A 21,859-nucleotide genomic window follows, 5' to 3' on the forward strand; every position below is an offset into this window, starting at 1 on the left:
GCATGACACAAGTTGCTTCCACCAACAGCCCACTATTGCACGCAGAGCAGCTAAGCTCAATCCGTGGCGGGCGAGTATTATTTGAAGAACTCGACTTTTCAGTGAGCGCGGGTCAGTTATGGCAGGTTAGCGGGCCTAATGGTGCCGGAAAATCGTCGTTGCTGCGAATTCTTACCGGATTACTGGAACCGTCCGACGGCGTTGTATATTTTGACGGTCAGCCGCTGAATCAGAATTGGTCGGAATACTGTCAGCAGTTACTGTTTATTGGGCACAAAGCTGCAGTTAAAGGAGAGCTAAGTGCGCTGGAAAACTTTCACTGGCAGCAGCAGTTGTCTTCTGTGCAAGACGTGGATGCCTGGGACTTACTCGAGAAGCTCGGGCTGCTGGGGTTAGAAGATGAATTAACCACGCGGCTGTCTGCCGGACAGCAACGTCGAGTTGCATTAACCCGGTTATGGGCAACGCAAGCTTCGTTGTGGATATTAGACGAGCCTTTTACCGCGCTGGATGTACAGGGAATAGCCTTATTACAACAACGCTTTGTCGAACATTTAGAGGCAGGCGGCACCATTATTTTCACCTCGCATCAGTCACTGACTTTGTCCGGTTTAACACCTGAAAAACTGTCTCTGGAATACCGGGGCGAGGTGCTATGAGTCAGCTTTCGAACAGACAAACCTGGTTAACCCTGCTGAAGCGGGATTTACGTATAGCCGCACGGCGACGCAGCGACGCCTTAAACCCTTTGCTCTTTCTATTAATGGTGGTGACGTTGTTCCCGTTGGGCATTGGCCCCGGCCCTGACATTCTGGCTCGTATTGCCCCCGGAATTATTTGGGTAGCCGCTTTACTCGCCAGTTTATTGGGGCTTGAACGTCTATTTCGCGATGACTTTCAGGACGGTACGCTGGAACAGTTGTGTTTATTACCGCAGCCTCTGGCTTTTACGGTTACAGCGAAAATGATGGCGCACTGGCTGCTAAGTGGTTTGCCGCTGGTTATTCTGTCACCCGTTCTGGCTCTGCTGTTGAGTTTGCCGCTGCAGGGCTGGTGGGCACTGGCGTTGACTTTGTTGCTGGGAACTCCGGCGTTAAGTGCGTTGGGAGCTATTGGTGCGGCATTAACTCTGCAGGTTCAGCGCGGCAGTTCACTGGTCAGTTTAATCTTAATCCCGCTTTTTATTCCTTTACTGATATTTGCTACTGCAGCAGTCGAAAATGCCTCAATGGGGCTTGCAGTTCATGGCCAGTTAGCGATACTGGCGGCAATTTCAGTTTTAACCGTAACATTGGCTCCGCTGGCTGTAGCAGCTGGCATTAGAATGAGTGTGAATTGATATGTGGCGATGGTTACATCCGTACGCAAAACCCGAAGCAAGTTATAACCTGTTGCAAAAGCTGCTGCCATGGTTTGTGGCATTAACACTAGTAACTCTTATTACCGGGGTTATTTGGGGGCTGGCATTTGCCCCGAGTGATTATCAGCAAGGTGACAGCTACCGAATCATTTTCCTGCATGTACCGGCGGCAATTTTTTCTATGGGTGCCTATATGGGCATGGCCATTATGGGCGGCATTGCGCTCATTTGGCAGATTAAAACTGCGGAATGGGCTATTCCGGCAATTGCCCCTGTTGGGGCTACATTAACCATTGTGGCTTTATTAACCGGGGCTATTTGGGGCAAACCCATGTGGGGCACCTGGTGGGTGTGGGATGCCAGACTAACTTCTGAACTGATTTTGCTGTTTCTTTATGTCGGCGTTATGGCGTTATATTTTGCTTTCGATGACGCCAGAACCGGTGCCAAGGCTGCGGCTATTTTATCTTTAGTTGGTGTTATCAATTTACCTATCATCCATTTTTCGGTGGAGTGGTGGAATACTCTTCACCAGGGCGCGACCATTACTAAGTTTGAACGACCCTCAATAGCCGCAAGTATGTTAATTCCGTTATTAATCTGTTTGGTCGGCTTTGCGTTTTTAACCGTATCTTTAGTGATGATGCGGTTAAAAAATGAGATACTAAGACACGAATTACACCGCCCCTGGGCACAGCAACGGCTGGAGCAAGACTAATGGCTTTTGATAGTTTTACTGACTTCGTCGCTATGGGTGGTTACGGACTTTATGTCTGGTTGTCATTCTTTTTGAGTTTTGTTGTTCTTGCCGGGGTTGCGTTAGAAACTTTATTGGCAAAACGACAGTTGGTTAAGAAAAGCCGGCAGTTACAACAGCGTCAACAGCGCTTAGCCAGACGCACAGCCAACCGTGCAGCAGTAGGAGACGGTAATGAACCCAAGACGTAAACAACGCTTAACCTGGGTCGCTATTTTAGTGATTGGGGTTTCGGTAGCAACGGGACTGATGCTATATGCATTAAGCCAAAGTATCGATCTTTTTTATACTCCCACCGAACTGGTTGAAGGTAAGGGCAAGGATAAACAAAAGCCTCAGGTTGGCCAGCGAATGCGAGTTGGCGGTATGGTGGTTGAAGGTTCGGTAGAGCGTGACCGCGAAACTTTAGAAGTTTCCTTTAAAATTACAGACATTGGCCCCGAAGTCACTGTGTTGTATCAGGGAATTTTACCGGATTTATTCCGCGAGGGACAAGGTATTGTTGCTCAGGGAGAACTGATTGAACCTACCGTGTTAAAAGCCAGTGAAGTTTTGGCCAAGCACGACGAAGAATATATGCCGCCGGAACTGGCAGAGCAGATGAAAGGCATCAAACATGTCAACCCAAATACAGTTGAAAAAGGTGAAGGGCAATGATTGCTGAAGCAGGACATCTTGCCATAGCCATTGCGCTGGCCTTTTCTGTATTGCTGGCGGTTTATCCTTTATGGGGAGCGGCGAAAGGAAACGGCGGCATGATGGCTTTAGCCCGGCCGTTTGCCTATGGCCAGTTTTTCTTTACCGCTATCGCTTTTGCTTTATTAGTCTGGGGCTTTGTCAGTAACGACTTTAGTATTGCTTATGTTGCGGCAAACTCGAATAGTCAGCTACCGGTTGCGTATCGGGTTACCGCGGTGTGGGGGTCACATGAGGGCTCTTTTCTTCTCTGGATGCTAATGCAGGCAGGCTGGATAGCCGCAGTCGCGATATTTTCCCGCTCTATGCCATTGCCGATGATAGCCCGGGTGCTTGCCATTCTGGGGCTGGTCAGCATTGGCTTCTATTTGTTTATGCTAACGGTTTCGAACCCGTTTGACCGCAGCTTGCCGTTAATACCGGTGGATGGGCGTGACCTTAATCCACTATTGCAAGATCCCGGCATGATCATTCATCCGCCTTTGCTGTATATGGGTTACGTAGGGTTCTCCGTCGCTTTCGCTTTTGCTATTGCTGCTTTATTGTCAGGTAAGCTTGACGCGGCCTGGGCACGCTGGTCTCGTCCCTGGACTCTCGCTGCATGGATTTTCCTGACACTGGGTATAGCCATTGGTAGTTGGTGGGCATATTACGAACTAGGCTGGGGTGGCTGGTGGTTCTGGGATCCGGTTGAAAACGCGAGCTTTATGCCATGGTTGGTAGGAACGGCTTTGCTGCATTCCCTTGCCGTAACCGAAAAACGAGGCAGTTTTAAGTCCTGGACGGTATTGCTGGCTATATCAGCTTTCAGTTTGAGTTTACTGGGCACCTTTTTGGTACGTTCTGGTGTTTTGGTTTCGGTGCACGCGTTCGCATCTGACCCCACCCGCGGCTTGTTTATTTTGATATTGCTCGGGCTGGTTGTTGGTGGCTCGCTTATTTTGTATGGCCTGCGTGCAGGCAAAATGCAAAGTTACAGCCGTTATGAACTGCTGTCGCGAGAGGTCATGTTGCTGGGCAACAATGTCTTGTTAATGGCTGCCATGGTGGTTGTTTTCCTGGGAACCATGCTACCTCTGGTTCATAAAGAAATTGGGCTCGGTACCATTTCTATTGGCGAACCTTTTTTCAATGGAGTTTATAGCTGGCTGGTTATCCCGTTTGCCTTAATGCTGGGTCTTGGCCCCTTAATGCGCTGGCGCAGACAAGCCATGAAACCACTTCTGAAGCCAATAGCCTTAGCACTTTCGTTGGCACTGATTCTGGCCTACACGCTGCCTAAGATTTGGGCCGACGAGTTGCCTGCATTGGTGGTTATTGCTCTGTTTCTGGCGTTCTGGGTGGCTCTGGCGACACTGACCGAAGTACAGCAAACCGTAAAACAACGCAAACAGGGCTGGGCCGGGTTGACCCAAATTTCGGGTAGTCATTGGGGAATGGTTCTCGGGCATTTAGGTTTTGCCGTAACGCTCATTGGTATAACGCTGGTTTCAAACTATGAGCAGGAGCGTGATATTGCGCTTGCTCCGGGGCAGTCGGTTGATGTTATCGGTTATAACGTGGTGTTCGAAAGCCTGCAGCACCGCGAAGGCCCTAACTACGATGCGGACGAGGGATTATTTACGGTTTACAAAGACGGGCAGGAAGTAACGCAGTTAACCAGCGAGAAACGTTTTTACCGGGTACAACGCACCAGTATGACGGAAGTTGGACTTGATGCGAGTTTATTACGCGATGTCTATATTGCTATGGGCGAACCACTGGATGATGAAACCTGGGCCATTCGTTTCTACATAAAGCCTTTTGTCCGCTGGATTTGGCTGGGCGCTATTATCATGGCAATAGGTGGTGCCATGGCATTGGCCGACAAACGGTATCGTAAGCGTGGTAAAAAGGAGATAGCCAATGACTAAGTTTCGCTGGTTTATCTTATTTGGTCCGCTGGTTTTGTTCGCCGGTTTGGTGGTCTTTTTACTTAAAGGCCTTGGTAGCGATCCAACCGAGTTGGATTCAGCACTGATAAACGAGCCGATCCCCCAGTTTAAGGCCCGCGACTTGTATGAAACAGAGGTAACTTACGACCAGTCGGTGCTGCAAGAGGGACCGTTGTTGCTTAACGTCTGGGCGACCTGGTGTCCTACCTGCCGCGCCGAGCACGAGTTTCTGAATGAGTTAGCCTCAAGAGGTGTTCCAATTGTGGGTCTCAATTATAAAGACGATTCCCGGGAAAAGGCCGTTAACTGGCTGAATACGCTGGGTGACCCCTATAGTGTTAATTTATTCGACCCGAAAGGCGATGTTGCATTTGAGTTTGGTGTTTATGGTGCACCAGAAACCTATTTTATTGACCATAAGGGTGTAATACGTTACCGCCATGTGGGTGACGTGAATGAACGCAACTGGTCGAATCAACTGCAAGGCATTTACCAGCAATTGCTGGAGGAGGCCGAATGATCCGTTCATTGCTAGTGACTGTTGCCGCTGTGTTTGTATTGATTTCTGCAGCGTCGGCGGAAAATGAAAACAGTTATAAGTTTGATAACGAACAACAGCGTGCAACCTACCAACAGCTGACCAAAGAGTTGCGTTGTCCTAAATGTCAGAATCAAAATATTGCTGACTCTAATGCACCTCTGGCAGAAGACATGCGGGACCGTAGCTATCAGATGCTAAAAGAGGGCAAGTCACGGGAAGAAATTATCCAGTTTATGGTCGCCCGCTATGGCGATTTTGTGCATTACCAGCCACCTTTTACAACGGTTACCAGTGTTCTTTGGTGGGGGCCTTTGCTGATTGTCATTATTGGCATTGGCGTAGCCGTTGGCTTAACTCGCAAGAAAAAAGCGGCAGTTGAATTAACACCGGAAGAACGTGAACGTTTACAGCAATTGAGGAAGTCGGGCGATGAGTAGTTTATGGTTACTAATGGTGTTGATGTTGCTCGTTGCTGTGGTATTCGTGTTTCTGGCTACAGGAAAGCAGCGGCGTTATCAGAAACGTCAGGACGAAAATCAGCGCTGGTACGAACAGCGTCTGTCAGAGCTTGAAGATGAGCGCTCTCAGCATGGGCTGCCGGAAGAAGATTACCAGCATGCAAAGCAGGAGTTGGATAAGACCTTTCTGAATGATAGCCAGGACGTTGAAGAGAGCGTGAACTGGCATCGGGCTCCGCTTATTGTACCAATTGTATTATTGGTGGTGATGTCTGCAGGGCTTTACTGGACTTTTGGTAGCTGGCAGCTGCAACTGCAGGCGGAAGATGCGCGCAAACAGTTACCTGAGTTAGGGAAAACCCTGTTGCAGCAACAGAATCAGCAGGCCAGCCGTGAAGACTTAAATACTTTCGCGTTGGGTTTACGGCAAAAGCTGATGCGGGAACCGGATGACGCGGTTGCCTGGTGGATTTATGCTGGATTAATGGTTGATCTGGGAGCCGGAGAAGACGCCGAAGAAGCTTTTCAGAAAGCCCTGGAGCTTGAGCCTGACAGAGTAAACACCTTAGTCAGTTACAGCCGGTTTTTGTTAATGTCCGGAACTGAAGGCGGGCAGCCCAAGGCGGCTCGTATGCTAGCCCATGCGCTGCAGCAGGAACCTGACAATATCGAAGCGTTATCATTACTGGGTTTTGTTGCTTTTGAGCGTCAGGACTGGGAGCAGGCGATTAATGCGTGGCAATTATTGAAAGAGCGTTTACCAGAAAATTCCAGTAGGTATCAAGCGGTTGTTAATGCACTGGAAAACGCGAAAAGCCAGCAGGAAAATGCTGAGATTCAATTACAGGTTACTGTCGAACTAAGTGATAACATGCGGCATCATTTACCTGCTGACGGTACAGTCTTTGTCTATGTTACGGGGTCTGAGCAACCCATGCCCGCCGCTGTGGTCCGTCAGCCCGTCAGTGAATTCCCCATTACGGTAACCTTGTCGAATAATAACGCCATGTTACCGGACTATAAGTTGAGTGATCTCGATGAGTGGCTGGTGCACGCGCGCATTTCGCAGGATGAAAAAATAGATCGCCAGGTAGGTGATCTGGAAGCTGAAACTGTCACTATACAAGCTGACGGTTCAACCGAATTAACTTTGACTTTATCGACCCGGATTGACGAATGAAAAAATATGGTTTTTTACTGCTGGTTTCCCTGTTTATGGTTGGGTGTTCATCGACACCTGAAGACCCTTATGCCGACCCACGCGACCCATTTGAAGATTTTAACCGTGATATGTGGGAATTTAACCGGGATGTTGATAAAGCGGTGTTAAAACCTGCCGCTGAAACCTACGAGTATATTCCTCAGCCGGTCCGTTCATCGTTATACAATGCAGTAGAGAACCTGGACGGGCCTTCGTCGTTTGTGAACAATTTACTGCAATGGAAAGTCGCCGATGCCGGCGTTTCACTTGGGCGATTTGTGGTTAATTCGACCGTTGGTCTGGTCGGTCTGTTCGATGTGGCAACCCCAATGGGCCTCACCAAGCGCGAGGAAAGCTTTGGCCAGACCTTAGCGGTTTGGGGCGTGCCGGAAGGTCCTTATTTAATGCTGCCGCTTTTGGGGCCAACCGTGGTGGTAGACCGGGGCGGAGACTATGCAGACGGTCAGTATTTTCCATACCCACTGCTGAGCTGGCCGGTGGATGTGGCTCGTTACGCTATAAAAGGGCTGGAACTGCGCCTGCGCTTGCGTGATCAGGAGCAAGTACTGGAAAACTCCCTCGATCCATACTCTTTTGTTAAAGACGTTTATTATCAGCGCTGGCAGGATCAAGTGTTTGATGGTAACCCACCGCTTGAAGAAGAAAACTTTGATGACTTTGACGATGACTTCGACGAAGACTTCGACGAATGAGTCGATGAGTCTTGTTGACGATTAGCCATTCCTGAACAATGCTTAGGGCATGAGTCATAACTAAGAATTGACAATGCCCCGAGCACACATCGCATTAATTGAAGACGATCCGGTATTTCAGTCTGTCGTCAGACAGTATCTGGTGAATAGCGGTTATGATGTGTGCTGTGCCGATAATGGTCAGCGCGGTATTCAACTTTGTCAGGAGCAATGTCCGGACGTTGTTCTGTGCGATTTAAAACTACCCGATATTGATGGTCTTGAAGTTATAGAGCAACTGCTAAAAGTTTGCATCCAAATTCCAATTATTGTTATTTCTGCTTCGGAAAAAATGTCCGATATTCGTGAGGCTGTTCGCCTTGGTGCCTGGGACTATCTGGTCAAACCTCTGCAAGACCTTAGTGTCATTGAAAATGCGATAGAAGGCTGCCTGAAACGTTACCAGTTAGAAGAAACTTACCTGCACGATGTGTGGGAGTTCGATGCCCATATTGATAATTTGTATCAGGATAACGTTATCGTTGAGCGCCTGGTTAAGGAGTTGCTGCCGGACGGCCCATTAAACTTTAACGGTTATCAGTTTAGCTGCTCTATTAATGACTGCAGAAAAGCGCCCGTCTGGATTGATTACCGACCTTTAACCGAGGGTCGGGTTTTAGTCATTATGGCTGCTGCGCAAAATGCAACTGAGCAGAACCTGCTGCCCTTACTGGTATTGAAAACTCTTATTGACCCGCTTATTCGTCAGCATTTGTCCGGACACGATAATACCTTGCTTGCGCCCGGATTGTTATTACAGCATTTGAACCATGAGCTTTGTCATTCACAGGCGAGAACCGCCTTCGATGCTCTGGTTGGGGTTGTAGACACAGCAAAGCACCGTTGGTTATGGGCTCAGGCTGGAGATAAATTTGAGCCAGAGCCGGGAGAAAAACCTGACCTGGCATTAGGTATCTGGCAGCACGCTAATTTTCGTGAGCATCGCATAGAACATTTACATAAGTTACATTGTGGATACGAAAACACGGAGCTTATTGTGACTGCTGTGCCTCAAACTGTTTGATAGCTTTATCAAGATAAGGAAGTGACATGTTCAGATTAATGGGTTGCGTAAATAATGGGTACCCAACACCTGCCGCTAATAAAGCCGGGATTTTCCACCAACCTTCCACTTCTACAATAAAGAAAAAAATAAGACAAATGGGTACCAGTTTAGCCATGTTACAAATGAGGCGGCGCGGTACCGGCATTTTTTCCTGTGCCATGGACAAAATCATAGCTCGCTGAGTAAAGCTGTAGTTAGACAGTTGAGGAATGTGACGCGAAGAAAAATATAAAGCCATAGTCAGTCTTTCATTTGAATTTTGTTAATTGGGTTGCATTATAACATGGGAAAAGGTTATAAACTTGCGCTTCTGAAGTGAACAGAATTTAAGGACAGCTATTATGGTCAAAAAAGTCGTTATTCCAGTAGCCGGGCTCGGAACTCGGATGTTACCTGCTACCAAAGCCATTCCAAAAGAAATGTTGCCGTTGGTTGATCGCCCCCTTATTCAATACATTGTTGAGGAATGCGCCGCTGCAGGTTTGACCGATGTCATTCTGGTCACTCATTCCAGTAAGAACTCGATAGAAAACCACTTTGATACGAGTTTTGAACTGGAAACGACTTTGGAGCAGAGAGTAAAGCGCCAACTGCTGGCTGAAGTGAAAGCCATTTGTCCTGAAAAAACCACCATTATGCATGTTCGCCAAGGTGTTGCAAAAGGTCTGGGACACGCCGTTTTATGCGCGCGGCCTTTAATTGGGGATGAGCCTTTTGCGGTCGTATTACCTGACGTTCTGGTTGATGAGGCCAGCTGCAAACTGAATCGAGATAATTTAGCTGAAATGGTGAAAAACTTTGAAGCAAGCGGGCACTCGCAAGTCATGGTCGAAAAAGTGCCGCAGCAAGACGTCAGTAAGTATGGCATTGCGGATATTAATGGTGCGGAGTTGACCCCGGGTGAACAGGCCGGTATTACTCAGCTGGTTGAAAAGCCGTCAGTTGAAGAAGCACCGTCAGATTTAGCCGTCGTTGGGCGCTATGTTTTCTCAGCTGAATTATGGCCGCTGCTGGAGCAGACTCCGGTGGGTGCCGGCAACGAAATTCAGTTAACCGATGCCATGGCAATGCTGCTGGAAAAACAACCGGTTAATGCGTATTACATGAAAGGCAAGAGCCACGATTGTGGCAATAAATTAGGGTACGCTCAGGCCTTTGTTGAGCACGCCTTGCGGCACCCTGATTTAGGCGCCGATATGAAAGCCTACATTCAATCTCTGAAGTAAACCTTTCTAGCGGGACTGGTACTTAAGTATCAGTTCCGATAAGGTTTTCGCGCAAGGTCCGGTCAGTTCCGCTTTGGGTAACACCATATACAGACTGCCTTTGCGCGAACTGCTTCCCTCAACTGCTATTTGAGCGAGTCTGCCAGAGTCTAAATCTTCCTGAGCGATGTAGCCCGGCAACCAGCAAAAACCTAATCCGTTACGAATCAGTCTGAGTGCTTCATCAAAGTGGCTTACGGTCCAGCGCTGCTCGGCTTTTAACCAGCCTTCGTCTTCTACCGGCTGGCTGCCGGTATCCTGAATGACTATTTGCAAATATTGAGACAACTCGTTCTGGTTAATAGGTTGTTCCAGTTTTGCCAGCGGATGTTCAGGGTGACAAACCAAATCCATACTGTATTGACCTATAGGCTCTCCGATAAAGCCGCGGGGCAGGTGGTGCGTAATAACGACATCAGCGGTTTGTTCCTGAATTTGCTCGACGGTGCCGGTAAGTACGGTATCGTTGATAATCAGGCGACTGCCACGACTCAGTTGCTGGAACTCATTCAGTACAGGAATCAACTGGCTGCGGTCAAATACCATCTCTAAGGCGAGTTTAACTTCGGGCTCCCAGCCCTGCTCCAGATTATCAGCCAGTTGCTCTATTTCTTCAGTCAGGTTGGTTAACTGACGCGAGCGGCGAAGCAAAACTTCTCCAGCTGCTGTTAAGTGAGCTTTCCGGCCTCTGACTTCCAATAACTGTACGCCTACCACTTGTTGCAGTTTGGCAACAGCGTGATTGAGCGACGACTGACTCTTGTTCAGGGCTTCAGCCGCGTGCGCGTAACCGCCACAGTCAACAACAGCCTGCAGGATACGCCATTGCTCAATGGTCGATTTAGGTCGGTAAACACTCATCTTGATTCCACTCCGGTGGGGCTAAACCCGAGCGGTAATCACTGCTCGAATCGGTGCCTGGTAACCTTCAATAGTCTTATTTGTGTCATTTGGATCAAGAAAGTCGGCTAGCGACTCTCCGGTCATCCAATCTGTGCGCCGCTGTTCTTCGGTTGAAGTCGTATTATGGTCAACTACAGAAATGTCTTTGAACCCTAACCGCTCTAACCAGACAGACAACGCACTGGCGCTGGGTAAAAACCAGACATTACGCATTTGCGCGTAGCGCTCACCAGGCATCATGACGGTGGTTTCATCACCTTCCACAACAATGGTTTCTAAAACCAACTGACCTCCCGGGCGGATTAATGATTTCAGTTGCTGTAAAAACTCAACAGGTGAGCGGCGATGATAGAGCACCCCCATACTAAATACGGTGTCGAAGCTTTTAAGCTCCAGCATATGTTCAATACCAACCGGGAAAAAGTGTGCCCGCTGCTGCCATGATAAAGGCATTAACTGGCTAATGGCTCTGAATTGCATGAGAAAGAGTTCGCCCGGGTCAATTCCCCAAACTTGCTCCGCGCCGGCTTCCAGCATCCGCCATAAGTGGTACCCGCTACCGCAGCCAACGTCCAGTACCTGACGGCCGTTTAAGTCATCTAAATGAGGTGCCACACGTTGCCACTTCCAGTCAGAGCGCCATTCCGTATCAATAAACACGCCGAATAAATTAAAGGGGCCTTTACGCCAGGGCTGTAACTGCTGGAGCAGGCCGGTTAAGCGAGCCCTGTCGGCATCCGAGGCTTCATCTGCATTGCCTATCTGCACGGTATCGGACAATTCAACCTGTTTTGCGGTCAAATTTGGCAATTGTGTTAGAACCCGCTGCCAGCGTTTTAAGTTACCGTGAGGGTTATTCTTAAAGGCCGTGAGTTGTGGTGCCAGAGTATCCAGCCACTGGCTGTGCGGACTTTGCAAAAGTGCGCGAAGTTCTTTACTGAAATCAACCATAGTATCCCTTATTTAACGGCCAGCATGGCGGCAAAGTTAAAGCACTGGAACCAAACCGAGCTATGCTGAAAACCCGCTTTTTGAAAACGCTGTTGATGAGCCTGCAATGTATCCACTTTCATCACGTTTTCGATGGCCGCTCGTTTTTGGCTGATCTCAAGTTCGCTGTAACCATTGGCTCTTTTAAAGTTGTGGTGCAACTCAATGAGCAGGTCATTCATAGATTCATCCGAATGGCGTACTTTTTCCGCGACTAATAACGCGGCGCCTTTATTCATGCCATTAAAAATGTTCTGTATAACGTCATCTCTTTTGTCCTGGCTAATAAATTGCAACGTGAAGTTTAGTACGACCACCGAGGCATTTTTAATGTCGGTTTCGGCTAGATCCTGACAGCGAAGCTCAACCGGAACTTGGCTTTTAAAGCCATCCAGGTGCAATTGCGCGCGCTCTATCATGGGTTGAGAGTTGTCTATTCCAATAATTTTGCAGTTTTCTGTCTGCTCGCACCCTTTACGCATAGCAAGCGTCGCTGCGCCCAATGAACAACCCAAATCGTACAAGTGACTATTAGGCTGAACATAGCGGCTAACAATTTGTGGCAACGTCTGTAAGATACTGGAGTAGCCCGGAACCGATCGGTTAATCATGTCGGGGAATACTTCGACAACCTGCTGGTCAAAACAGAAGTCGGAGATGCTGGGCAAAGGCTTTGAAAATATCGTGTCATGTTGCGTCATAGAAGCTACTTTTATTCGATAAAGAGTTCAGATTAATGGGCATTTTACCGATAAATGCTACTGACGCACAGGCAATATTCGACTAAAATCCGCGCTACTGCTGTGGAGGGTAAAACATTGAAACGAACTTTAGGTGTAGTAAGTGCCTTTTTTGTCACTTTTACTATGACCGTCTTTAATAGCCATGCTGGGCAATCTGATGACTGGACCCAAGCCTATAAAGAGGTGCGTGTCGGTGTGCCCGAACAGACGGAGCCTCTGGTTTCAATAAAAGACGGTGAAGCCATAGGGCTCGATGTTGATTTAATTAAAAAATTTACCCAGGGGTTTTCGGCAAATATAGTCTGGAAACCTTGTGGTCATTGGCATGACTGCATTAAGGCGATAAAAAATAAAGAAATTGATGTACTGACCAGCGTTTCATACTCCGTTGAACGCAATCAGTTTATGGATTTCACCCAAAGTTATTGGTCGACGCCCTGGGCTGTAGCCTCTATGAACACCGCTCAGCTGGCCAGTGGCAGTCTGAGTCTGGAGCAGTTAGCCGATAGCAAAATTGGTGTCATTGAAGGCTACAATATAGTGCCGCAGCTGTCTCAGCTTCGCAGCGTTCAAACGGTTGAAGTGAGCGGCATACGTGAAGGTGTGAATTTATTACGTAATGGTGCGGTTGATTACTACGTTGACAGTTTGCCGTTATTGGTTCATGAGTTGCAGGAACGGCCATTGCCGGGCTCTGAGCTTTCAGTTATTGATGATGCACAGGGCGAAGAACTTTACCTGGCTGTGCGAGATGACTGGAAACCTCTAGTCATGGCTTTAAATCATGGCATTGACAGTGTCACTGAAAGTGAGCGTAATGAACTAAAAAATAAATGGTACGGTTTTCATTTAGAGCAGGGCTGGAGCAATAAAGAGTTACTTGATATTGCGATGAAAGTTGGCTCTGTCGTTTTATTAATTATTGTTGGCTTCGCTATATGGAATAGCCGTTTACGTCAGGAAGTTAAATTGCGTAAAGCGGCAGAGAGGCGCATTCGCCATATTGCAACGCACGATGAATTGACGGGTCTACCGAACCGAAATTTAATGCAAGATCGTCTTGGGCAAACCATTAGTCAGAACGAAAGAACGGGAAAACCCTTTGCCGTGCTTTTTTTAGACCTGGATGGATTTAAGAAAATAAATGACGAATTTGGGCACAGTTATGGCGATGAACTCTTAATTCAGGCCGCACACCGAATGGGCACGTTGTTAAGACGTTCGGACACAGTATGCCGCCATGGTGGTGATGAATTCGTTATCCTGCTACCAACAGCAAACAGTGTTGGTTCATCACTCGCCGTGTCCCGTAAATTGGTTGTGCAGTTGGCTAAACCTTACAAAGTGAAAAAGCAACAGCTGGAAATTAGTGTATCCATTGGCGTTGCACTTTACCCTAAGAACGGCACCAATATTGACGATTTGCTTCGCTCTGCGGACAAGGCGATGTACCGTGCCAAGGCCGCTGGAAAAAATGATGTGCGTCTGGCTGGCGACGACGGATGACATTCGGCGTCAGTCCGCTATAATGTTGCGCTTCGTAAAAACATTCATTGCAACAGCTAGCAGGATAAACGCGCATGCGAACTCATTACTGTGGACAAATAAATGCTGAATTAGCGGGACAAGAAGTTACGTTATGTGGTTGGGTTAATAAACGCCGTGACTTAGGCGGCTTAATTTTTATTGATTTGCGTGACCGGGAAGGGTTGCTGCAGGTCGTTTTTGACCCTGATCAGAAAGCGTTATTTGAAACAGCAAACAGCCTGCGTCAGGAATTCTGCGTGCGCTTAAGCGGCAAGGTTAATCGTCGTCCGGAAAGCCAGGTAAATAAAACGATGGCCACCGGCGAAGTTGAACTGCTGGCTACCGACTTAGAAATTCTCAGCCGCTCTGAACCGCTTCCTATCGACTTTAATCAGCAGGTGAGTGAAGAAGCGCGCTTGCGTTACCGGTACCTTGATTTGCGTCGTCCGCAGATGAATGAAAAATTGCAGTTTCGCGCCAAAGTTACCAGCGCCGTGCGCCGTTTTCTGGATGACAGCGGTTTTCTCGATATTGAAACCCCTATGTTGACGCGCGCAACACCGGAAGGTGCGCGTGACTATCTGGTGCCAAGCCGTACCCACAAAGGTCGCTTTTTCGCTCTGCCGCAAAGCCCACAGCTGTTCAAACAATTGCTGATGATGTCGGGTTTTGACCGTTACTATCAAATTGTTAAGTGCTTCCGTGACGAAGATTTACGCGCTGATCGCCAACCTGAATTCACTCAGATAGATATCGAAACCTCGTTTATGAGCGCTGAGCAGGTCATGGAAATTACCGAGCAAATGGCTCGTGACCTCTTCAAGCAACTACTTGATGTGGACTTAGGTGAATTCCCGAGCATGACCTGGCACGAAGCCATGCGTCGCTTTGGTAGTGACAAACCCGACCTGCGTAACCCGCTGGAGTTGGTGGATGTTGCTGATGTCTTAAAAGACGTTGAGTTCAAAGTCTTTTCTGGCCCGGCGAATGACGAAGAAGGCCGTGTTGCTGCCATTCGCTTACCAGGGCAGGCTGAAAACGTTTCACGCAAGATGATTGACGAATACACACAATTTGTCGGCATTTATGGCGCAAAAGGTTTGGCCTGGATTAAAGTGAATGACCGCAGCGCAGGCCGGGAAGGACTGCAATCACCTATTCTTAAATTCCTGCCGGACGACGTGATTGAGCCATTATTAGAGCGCACGGAAGCGCAAACCGGCGATGTGTTGTTCTTTGGTTCCGATAAGTCGCCGGTGGTTGCCGAAGCTCTGGGCGCTTTACGCCTGAAACTGGGTAAAGACTTTGAACTGGTCAGTAACGAGTGGAAGCCGTTATGGGTGGTTGACTTCCCTATGTTTGAAGTCGCCGACGACGGCAGTCTGGCGGCATTACACCATCCGTTCACAGCACCGGTTAATGTCAGCCCGGAAGAGCTGAAAGCCAACCCGGCAGCCGCTATTTCAAACGCCTATGATATGGTGTTGAATGGTGTCGAGTTAGGTGGTGGTTCGGTTCGTATCCACGAAAACGCAATGCAGCAAGCGGTGTTTGAAGTTCTGGGGATTGAAAAAGACGAAGCGCGGGAAAAATTTGGCTTCCTGCTGGAAGCATTGAAGTATGGTACGCCACCACATGCAGGTTTAGCTTTTGGTTTAGACCGCCTGGTGATGTTAATGGTTGGCGCAAGCTCTATTCGTGACGTTATTGCCTTCCCGAAAACAACCACCGCAGCTTGTGTTCTGACCGATGCACCTGGCGCAGCAAACCCGGCAGCATTGCAAGAGCTGGGCGTAAAAAGTATTGTGAAGGAAGACAAGTAATCAACAGAGGTGAAAAATGGCTGGTCATTCCAAATGGTCTAATATTAAGCACCGAAAAGCCGCGCAGGACGCTAAGCGCGGCAAAATCTTTACCAAGTTAATTCGTGAAATAACGGTCTCTGCCCGCGAAGGTGGCGGAGACCCTGAAACCAACCCGCGTTTACGTGCGGCTATCGATAAAGCCTTATCTAATAATATGAAGCGGGACACCATCGATACGGCGGTCAAACGCGGCTCGGGTGATCTTGAAGGCGAGAATGTTGATGAGCTGACTTATGAAGGTTATGGCCCCAACGGTGTGGCTGTTCTGCTTGAATGTATGACCGATAACCGAAACCGGACCGTGTCAGATGTTCGTCATGCGTTTAGTAAGTTAGGTGGTAACTTAGGTACTGACGGCTCTGTAGCCTACCTTTTTAATAAGAAGGGCGTTATTAGCTATGCTGATAATGTGACTGAAGAGCAGGTTATGGAACCGGCACTGGAAGCTGGCGCGGAAGATATCCTTACTTATGACGAAGGCAGTATCGATGTCATTACATCGCCAGAGAACTTCGGTGCCGTTAAAGACGCTCTGGATGCAAAAGAACTGGAAGCCAGCAACGCGGAAGTGACTCAGGTGCCCGACACCCGCGTTGATTTGGATGAGGAATCCGCACGAACCTTTTTAAAACTGCTGGATGCGCTGGAAGACTTAGACGACGTGCAAAACGTTTATCACAATGCCGATATCTCTGATGAGATCATTGCGCGACTGGACGACTAAGTGGCGGTTATTCTGGGTATTGACCCGGGGTCGAGGCTAACCGGCTACGGCGTTATAGAGCAGCGCGGACGTCAGCTAAATTACCTCGGTAGTGGTTGTATAAAGGTTATTGGTACCACTAAAAAGCCTTTAACCCTTGCGGAAAAGCTGCGTCGCATTCATGACAGCGTCAGTGAACTCATTACTCAGTTTAAACCAAATGAATTCGCAATAGAGCAAGTGTTTATGGCAAAGAACCCAGACTCTGCTTTAAAGCTTGGGCAGGCGCGTGGGGCAGCGATTGTGGCTGCTGCTTGTGCTGAGCTTCCGGTAGCGGAATATTCAGCGCGACAAATAAAACAGTCCGTGGTGGGTAACGGTGGTGCAGAGAAGTCTCAGGTTCAGCATATGGTGATGGCGTTACTGAATTTGCAGCGTTGCCCTCAGGAAGATGCCGCAGATGCACTTGCCGTTGCCTTATGTCATGCTCACAGTGCACAAAACCTGATTAAAATGGCAGGCGCCGCGAGAAAAACTGTGCGTGGACGTTTGCGCTAACGGAGTACAAAAGTGATAGGTCATATTCAGGGCGTACTTACCAGCAAGCAGCCGCCGGAAGTGGTATTAGATGTACAGGGCGTTGGTTATGAAATTCAGTTGCCAATGACCTGTTTCTATCAGTTGCCGCCGGTGGGAGAAACCATAAAGTTAATCACGCATTTTGTGGTACGTGAAGATGCACAACTATTGTACGGTTTCATCTCAGCTTCAGAACGTTCGTTGTTCCGGTTGCTACTGAAAACTCAGGGAGTTGGCCCAAAGCTGGCTTTGGCTATTTTATCCGGCATGTCAGCCGATGAGTTTGTTATGGCAGTGAACCAAAACGACGTGACTCGTTTGGTGAAATTACCAGGTGTCGGCAAAAAGACCGCTGAGCGTCTGGTAATTGAAATGCGTGACCGACTCAAAGACTGGCAGCCGTCTACACCATTTACTGATCGGGCACCGCTGGATAGTCAGGGCATGGATGTCGGAGAACATCCGGCTGATGCAAGAACGGATGCGATTAGTGCCTTACAATCTCTTGGCTATAAAGAGAATCAAGCTGAAAAAGCCCTGCAAAAAGTGTACTCTTCAGAACATAATAGCGAGACCTTGATTCGACTGGCGTTAAAACAGCTGTCGTAAGGAAGCCTGATGATAGAAGCCGATCAAATACCCACTCAGCGGCTCATTGAACCCGACGTACAAGGGGAAGATGAAGCCGTTGATCGTGCCATACGGCCTAAAAACCTGGCGGATTATACCGGGCAGAAACACGTCGTTGAGCAGATGGGAATTTTTATTGAGGCCGCGCGGAAGCGTGGAGAAGCACTGGATCACCTTTTAATTTTTGGTCCTCCGGGGCTGGGTAAAACGACGCTAGCGAACATTGTGGCGAATGAGCTGGATGTGAGTATTAAAACAACTTCGGGCCCGGTTCTGGAAAAAGCCGGAGATTTAGCGGCGTTGCTGACCAACCTCGAAGCGCACGATGTTTTGTTTATTGATGAAATTCATCGTTTAAGCCCGGTTGTTGAGGAAATTCTGTATCCAGCTATGGAAGACTATCAGCTCGACATTATGATAGGCGAAGGTCCGGCAGCGCGTTCGATTAAATTAGACTTACCACCCTTTACCCTTATTGGAGCCACCACCCGTGCGGGAGCACTGACGTCACCGCTACGCGACCGCTTTGGTATTGTGCAGCGTCTTGAGTTTTATGATGTTAATGAACTAACCGACATTGTTGCGCGGTCGGCTCATTTTATGAATGTCCGAATGCTTGATGGTGGAGCTCGTGAAATAGCTCGCCGCTCAAGGGGCACTCCACGTATAGCGAACCGCTTATTGCGTCGGGTACGCGACTATGCAGAAGTCAGAGGTAATGGTGACGTTGACGAAGCAACAGCCAATGCGGCTTTGACTATGGTGGACGTTGATCAGGCCGGTTTTGATTATATGGACCGGAAGTTGTTATTGGCCATTATGGAAAAGTTCATGGGTGGACCTGTGGGGTTAGATAACCTGGCAGCAGCGATAGGCGAAGAAAAGGATACTATTGAGGACGTTCTGGAACCTTATTTAATTCAACAAGGGTTCTTACAACGCACGCCGCGTGGACGCGTAGCGACTCCCAGAGCTTATCAGCATTTTGGATTAAAGCCTGAAAAATAGGTAAAAAAAAGCCCGCACAATGTGCGGGCAAAAGAACAACAAGAAGGAAGTTAAATCCAGGGAACTATTACTGAATAAACAATCTCAGAAAAAGTGACAACCAATCTCTTCGTCTTTGATATGCTGAGTATTATAAAGTTAATCTGACTCTGATCAAACAAGAAAAATTAGATGTTCGCATTATAATAACTAATCTGAAGGTTGATATTTTTGTACAAAAAAAGCGCAACATATTTATAACAAAAAAGGGAAAGCCTTAAAAATCATAGTATTGAAATTTTTCTGTTTTCGTTCTGTTATAAAAAAAAGTCGGCTGACAAAATAGTTAGTTGTAGTTTTAAGGGCTTCTTTACAAAATATTACACAAAGGTAACTTTTCGGAACTTTACTTGAGGTGGTAATGTCTCACTATGAGTTTGAATGGCCTATCCGGGTTTATTACGAAGACACGGATGCAGGTGGTATCGTTTATTATGCTAATTATCTCAAGTTCATTGAAAGAGCTCGAACAGAGTGGTTAAGATCATTAGGGATTGAACAGGATACCTGGTTAGCTCACAATATAGCCTTTGTGGTTCGCAAGGTAGAACTGGATTTACGGCAGGCGGCTAAGTTTAATGCTGAGTTAACGGTCACTGTCAAAGTAACAAACATTAAGAAAGCCTCTTTGGTTTTCGAACAACAAGTTTTGGCGAAGGATGGCAGTGTGCATTGCCAGGCAACAGTTGTAGCCGCCTGTGTTGATAACCGGGCGATGAAAGCTGTGGCTATTCCGGAACCGATAATATCGCGTATTCAGTCAGGGGTTTAAAGCGTGGAAGCAGAACTATCGTTTATTGATTTATTCATGCAAGCCAGTTTCTTGGTCAAACTGGTGATGGTTATGTTACTGGCGATGTCGGTATGGGGTTGGGTATTAATTTTCCAGCGCAAAAAGGTGCTGAAGCAGGCTAGAAATGACGCGCTAAAATTCGAAGATAGATTCTGGTCAGGCGTTGATCTTGCGCGCCTTTATCAGGAAATCTCGGCTCGCGCTAAAAACGCACGAGGAATGGAGTTATTGTTTCACGCTGGCTTTAAAGAGTATGCCCGATTACGTAACCACTCAACAACGAATACGCAAACAATGCTTGAAGGCGCGTTTCGTGCCATGCGCGTAGCGCACGCCAGAGAAACCGAAAAGTTGGATAACAACTTAGGTATTCTGGCCACTATTGGTTCTATAAGTCCTTATATTGGTTTGTTTGGAACGGTATGGGGAATTATGAACGCCTTTATCGCATTAGGTGCCGTGCAACAGGCCACGTTGGCGATGGTTGCACCAGGTATCGCCGAAGCATTGATCGCTACTGCGATGGGTCTTTTTGCCGCGATACCGGCCGTTATTGCTTACAACCGATTCACCACCAGTGTGGAAAAAGTTGATAATCAGTACATGAACTTTATTGATGAATTCATCTCAATTTTACAGCGGCAGTCGTCGGCTCAGGCTGGCAAAAGTAAAGTAGAGGGCGAAACGGTATGATGGTAATGCCGCGCAAGCGTCGTAAGCCGGTTGCGGAAATTAACGTAGTGCCTTACATCGACGTGATGCTGGTGCTACTGATCATTTTTATGGTAACAGCCCCTTTGATCACTCAGGGGGTTAAAGTCGACTTACCGAAAGCAACGGCCGAGCCTCTTTCTGAAGAGAGTAAACCACCCCTGGTTGCATCGGTTGATGCTGAAGGGCGTTACTATTTAAATCAGGGTGACTCCCAAGATACGCCCATGCAGGCTGATGAACTCGCTACTCTGGTTGCTGCTCACCTGCAAGTAGAGCCTGACACCCCGGTTATGGTCAATGGCGATGGTTCGGTATCTTACAACCAAATTGTGCAACTGATGGTATTACTGCAAAGAGCGGGTGTGCCCTCAGTCGGTTTAATGACAGATTCGTCGGATAATTAGTTGTGGCAAAATCAGATAGCTTAACCTTACCGCTGATATATTCGATTGTGATACACGCTGCGATTGCGGGCGTGTTATTGATTAGCTTTGAATTTACCCCTTCAACGCCGGAGGCGATGGAAGTCAACTTAGATCAAAGCGAGCTGGATATGTCAGAAGAGATTGTCAGTGCAGTCACAGTAGATAAATCCAAGGTTCAACAGCAGGCAGACAAAATTCGTCAGCAGAAAGCGGAAAAAGAGGCGGCTGAACAGCGCCGTATAGAGAGACTTGAGCAGCGTGCTGAAGAAGCGCGTAAAGCGCGCGAAAGAGAAGAGCAACGTAAAAAAGAAATAGAGCGTCAACAGGAATTAGAAAGGCAAGAAGCTGCAGAAGCACGCAAACAGGCAGAGCGAGAAAAGAAAGAAGCTGAACGCCTGGCGCAGGAGCGTGCCAAAGCTGAGGCGGCGGCGAAAGAAGCAGAGCGGCGTAAACGCGAAGCAGAGGAAGCCGAACGCCGTGCTGAGGAAGAACGTCGTAAACGTCTGGAAGAGCAGCGTAAACGTGAACAACAACAGCGTGAAGCGGCTGAACGAGAAGCTCAGTTGCAAAAAGAAATGGAAGCGGAACGGGCGCGTCGGCAAGCCGCTCGTCGTCAACAAGTACTGAGTGAAGTTGAAAAGTATCAGGCACTTATTCAGCAAACTATTCAAAGAAACTGGAATGTTGATGACTCAATGCGTGGCAAGTCATGTGAGTTAACCATACGAGTAGCTCCGAGTGGGTTCGTCAAGTCAGTAGACACCGGTAGTGGCGATACGAACGTTTGTCGTTCAGCGCAAAATGCCGTATTGAAAGCTACAACACTGCCGGTTTCTGAAGATCCGGAAATTTATGAACAAATGAGTACAATTAAACTGACTGTAAAACCGCAGTTGTAACAAGGTGACCG

26 protein-coding genes are annotated in these 21,859 nt (G+C 47.9%); 22 read left to right on the top strand and 4 right to left on the bottom strand.

Annotation, left to right across the window (positions count from 1 at the left end):
* Positions 1 to 2 precede the first annotated feature (2 nt).
* The 11 genes from ccmA (at position 3) to U0358_RS04400 (ending at position 8,723) form a co-directional block, all read left to right on the top strand.
* Positions 3 to 659, top strand: coding sequence for a cytochrome c biogenesis heme-transporting ATPase CcmA (gene ccmA / locus U0358_RS04350; protein WP_322407197.1), 657 nt, complete (start codon positions 3 to 5; stop codon positions 657 to 659).
* Positions 656 to 1,339: a heme exporter protein CcmB gene (gene ccmB / locus U0358_RS04355; RefSeq protein WP_114981598.1), complete on the top strand. Its 684-nt coding sequence runs from the start codon at positions 656 to 658 to the stop codon at positions 1,337 to 1,339. Before ccmA ends, ccmB begins: the two co-directional genes overlap by 4 nt.
* A 1-nt stretch (position 1,340) precedes the next feature.
* Positions 1,341 to 2,078, top strand: a complete 738-nt coding sequence (locus tag U0358_RS04360; protein WP_322407198.1) for a heme ABC transporter permease — start codon at positions 1,341 to 1,343, stop codon at positions 2,076 to 2,078.
* Positions 2,078 to 2,308, top strand: coding sequence for a heme exporter protein CcmD (gene ccmD / locus U0358_RS04365; RefSeq protein WP_011234354.1), 231 nt, complete (start codon positions 2,078 to 2,080; stop codon positions 2,306 to 2,308). The genes U0358_RS04360 and ccmD overlap by 1 nt, the downstream gene beginning before the upstream one ends.
* Positions 2,292 to 2,774, top strand: a complete 483-nt coding sequence (ccmE, locus tag U0358_RS04370) for a cytochrome c maturation protein CcmE (RefSeq protein WP_011234353.1) — start codon at positions 2,292 to 2,294, stop codon at positions 2,772 to 2,774. The genes ccmD and ccmE overlap by 17 nt, the downstream gene beginning before the upstream one ends.
* Positions 2,771 to 4,726 carry a heme lyase CcmF/NrfE family subunit gene (locus tag U0358_RS04375; protein WP_322407199.1) on the top strand — a complete coding sequence of 652 codons (1,956 nt, stop codon included), beginning with the start codon at positions 2,771 to 2,773 and terminating at the stop codon, positions 4,724 to 4,726. Before ccmE ends, U0358_RS04375 begins: the two co-directional genes overlap by 4 nt.
* Positions 4,719 to 5,267, top strand: coding sequence for a DsbE family thiol:disulfide interchange protein (locus U0358_RS04380; RefSeq protein ID WP_322407200.1), 549 nt, complete (start codon positions 4,719 to 4,721; stop codon positions 5,265 to 5,267). The genes U0358_RS04375 and U0358_RS04380 overlap by 8 nt, the downstream gene beginning before the upstream one ends.
* A complete protein-coding gene (locus tag U0358_RS04385) occupies positions 5,264 to 5,725 on the top strand; it encodes a cytochrome c-type biogenesis protein (RefSeq protein WP_317498523.1) in 462 nt (153 codons plus the stop codon). The genes U0358_RS04380 and U0358_RS04385 overlap by 4 nt, the downstream gene beginning before the upstream one ends.
* Positions 5,718 to 6,926 carry a c-type cytochrome biogenesis protein CcmI gene (ccmI, locus tag U0358_RS04390; protein WP_317498524.1) on the top strand — a complete coding sequence of 403 codons (1,209 nt, stop codon included), beginning with the start codon at positions 5,718 to 5,720 and terminating at the stop codon, positions 6,924 to 6,926. The genes U0358_RS04385 and ccmI overlap by 8 nt, the downstream gene beginning before the upstream one ends.
* Complete coding sequence (locus U0358_RS04395; RefSeq protein ID WP_317498525.1) at positions 6,923 to 7,660, top strand: MlaA family lipoprotein; 738 nt, start codon at positions 6,923 to 6,925, stop codon at positions 7,658 to 7,660. Before ccmI ends, U0358_RS04395 begins: the two co-directional genes overlap by 4 nt.
* A gap of 73 nt (positions 7,661 to 7,733) precedes the next feature.
* Positions 7,734 to 8,723, top strand: a complete 990-nt coding sequence (locus tag U0358_RS04400; protein WP_322407201.1) for a response regulator — start codon at positions 7,734 to 7,736, stop codon at positions 8,721 to 8,723.
* On the opposite strand, the gene U0358_RS04405 is transcribed toward U0358_RS04400, so the two are convergent.
* The gene (locus U0358_RS04405; RefSeq protein WP_317498527.1) at positions 8,692 to 9,003 is read right to left on the bottom strand and encodes a DUF6170 family protein; all 312 of its coding nucleotides are present in this window, start codon (positions 9,001 to 9,003) and stop codon (positions 8,692 to 8,694) included. The genes U0358_RS04400 and U0358_RS04405 overlap by 32 nt on opposite strands.
* 103 nt (positions 9,004 to 9,106) lie before the next feature.
* Between U0358_RS04405 and galU the strand changes: the two genes are divergently transcribed.
* Entirely contained in the window at positions 9,107 to 9,991 is an 885-nt protein-coding gene (gene galU / locus U0358_RS04410) for a UTP--glucose-1-phosphate uridylyltransferase GalU (protein ID WP_322407202.1), read from the top strand.
* Positions 9,992 to 9,997: 6 nt separating this feature from the next.
* Here galU and U0358_RS04415 read toward each other — a convergent pair whose 3' ends face one another.
* From U0358_RS04415 to cmoA, 3 genes are read right to left on the bottom strand one after another with little or no spacing between them, the layout of a single operon-like run.
* The gene (locus tag U0358_RS04415) at positions 9,998 to 10,891 is read right to left on the bottom strand and encodes a LysR family transcriptional regulator (RefSeq protein ID WP_322407203.1); all 894 of its coding nucleotides are present in this window, start codon (positions 10,889 to 10,891) and stop codon (positions 9,998 to 10,000) included.
* Positions 10,892 to 10,912: 21 nt separating this feature from the next.
* Positions 10,913 to 11,884 (bottom strand): tRNA 5-methoxyuridine(34)/uridine 5-oxyacetic acid(34) synthase CmoB, encoded by a 972-nt coding sequence (gene cmoB / locus U0358_RS04420; protein WP_322407204.1) that lies wholly within the window; start codon positions 11,882 to 11,884, stop codon positions 10,913 to 10,915.
* An 8-nt stretch (positions 11,885 to 11,892) separates the two neighbouring features.
* Entirely contained in the window at positions 11,893 to 12,624 is a 732-nt protein-coding gene (gene cmoA / locus U0358_RS04425) for a carboxy-S-adenosyl-L-methionine synthase CmoA (RefSeq protein ID WP_322407205.1), read from the bottom strand.
* 117 nt (positions 12,625 to 12,741) lie between these two features.
* Between cmoA and U0358_RS04430 the strand changes: the two genes are divergently transcribed.
* From U0358_RS04430 to tolA, 10 genes are all read left to right on the top strand, one after another.
* On the top strand, positions 12,742 to 14,172 hold the full coding sequence (locus U0358_RS04430) for a diguanylate cyclase domain-containing protein (protein ID WP_322407206.1): 1,431 nt from the start codon (positions 12,742 to 12,744) through the stop codon (positions 14,170 to 14,172).
* A 74-nt stretch (positions 14,173 to 14,246) separates the two neighbouring features.
* A complete protein-coding gene (aspS, locus tag U0358_RS04435; protein WP_322407207.1) occupies positions 14,247 to 16,016 on the top strand; it encodes an aspartate--tRNA ligase in 1,770 nt (589 codons plus the stop codon).
* Positions 16,017 to 16,032: 16 nt separating this feature from the next.
* Positions 16,033 to 16,782: a YebC/PmpR family DNA-binding transcriptional regulator gene (locus tag U0358_RS04440; RefSeq protein ID WP_317498533.1), complete on the top strand. Its 750-nt coding sequence runs from the start codon at positions 16,033 to 16,035 to the stop codon at positions 16,780 to 16,782.
* Positions 16,783 to 17,319: a crossover junction endodeoxyribonuclease RuvC gene (ruvC, locus tag U0358_RS04445; protein ID WP_317498534.1), complete on the top strand. Its 537-nt coding sequence runs from the start codon at positions 16,783 to 16,785 to the stop codon at positions 17,317 to 17,319.
* 12 nt (positions 17,320 to 17,331) lie between these two features.
* Positions 17,332 to 17,949, top strand: coding sequence for a Holliday junction branch migration protein RuvA (gene ruvA, locus U0358_RS04450; protein ID WP_317498535.1), 618 nt, complete (start codon positions 17,332 to 17,334; stop codon positions 17,947 to 17,949).
* 9 nt (positions 17,950 to 17,958) lie between these two features.
* Complete coding sequence (gene ruvB, locus U0358_RS04455) at positions 17,959 to 18,978, top strand: Holliday junction branch migration DNA helicase RuvB (protein WP_317498536.1); 1,020 nt, start codon at positions 17,959 to 17,961, stop codon at positions 18,976 to 18,978.
* 400 nt (positions 18,979 to 19,378) lie between these two features.
* The gene (gene ybgC / locus U0358_RS04460; RefSeq protein ID WP_317498537.1) at positions 19,379 to 19,789 is read left to right on the top strand and encodes a tol-pal system-associated acyl-CoA thioesterase; all 411 of its coding nucleotides are present in this window, start codon (positions 19,379 to 19,381) and stop codon (positions 19,787 to 19,789) included.
* A gap of 3 nt (positions 19,790 to 19,792) precedes the next feature.
* Complete coding sequence (tolQ, locus tag U0358_RS04465; RefSeq protein ID WP_034819846.1) at positions 19,793 to 20,503, top strand: protein TolQ; 711 nt, start codon at positions 19,793 to 19,795, stop codon at positions 20,501 to 20,503.
* A complete protein-coding gene (gene tolR, locus U0358_RS04470; protein ID WP_317498538.1) occupies positions 20,500 to 20,928 on the top strand; it encodes a protein TolR in 429 nt (142 codons plus the stop codon). The genes tolQ and tolR overlap by 4 nt, the downstream gene beginning before the upstream one ends.
* Positions 20,929 to 20,930: 2 nt before the next feature.
* Entirely contained in the window at positions 20,931 to 21,848 is a 918-nt protein-coding gene (tolA, locus tag U0358_RS04475) for a cell envelope integrity protein TolA (protein ID WP_322407209.1), read from the top strand.
* Positions 21,849 to 21,859: the final 11 nt, after the last annotated feature.

The sequence above is a fragment of the Idiomarina sp. PL1-037 genome (assembly GCF_034422975.1).
Taxonomy (GTDB): Bacteria; Pseudomonadota; Gammaproteobacteria; order Enterobacterales; family Alteromonadaceae; genus Idiomarina.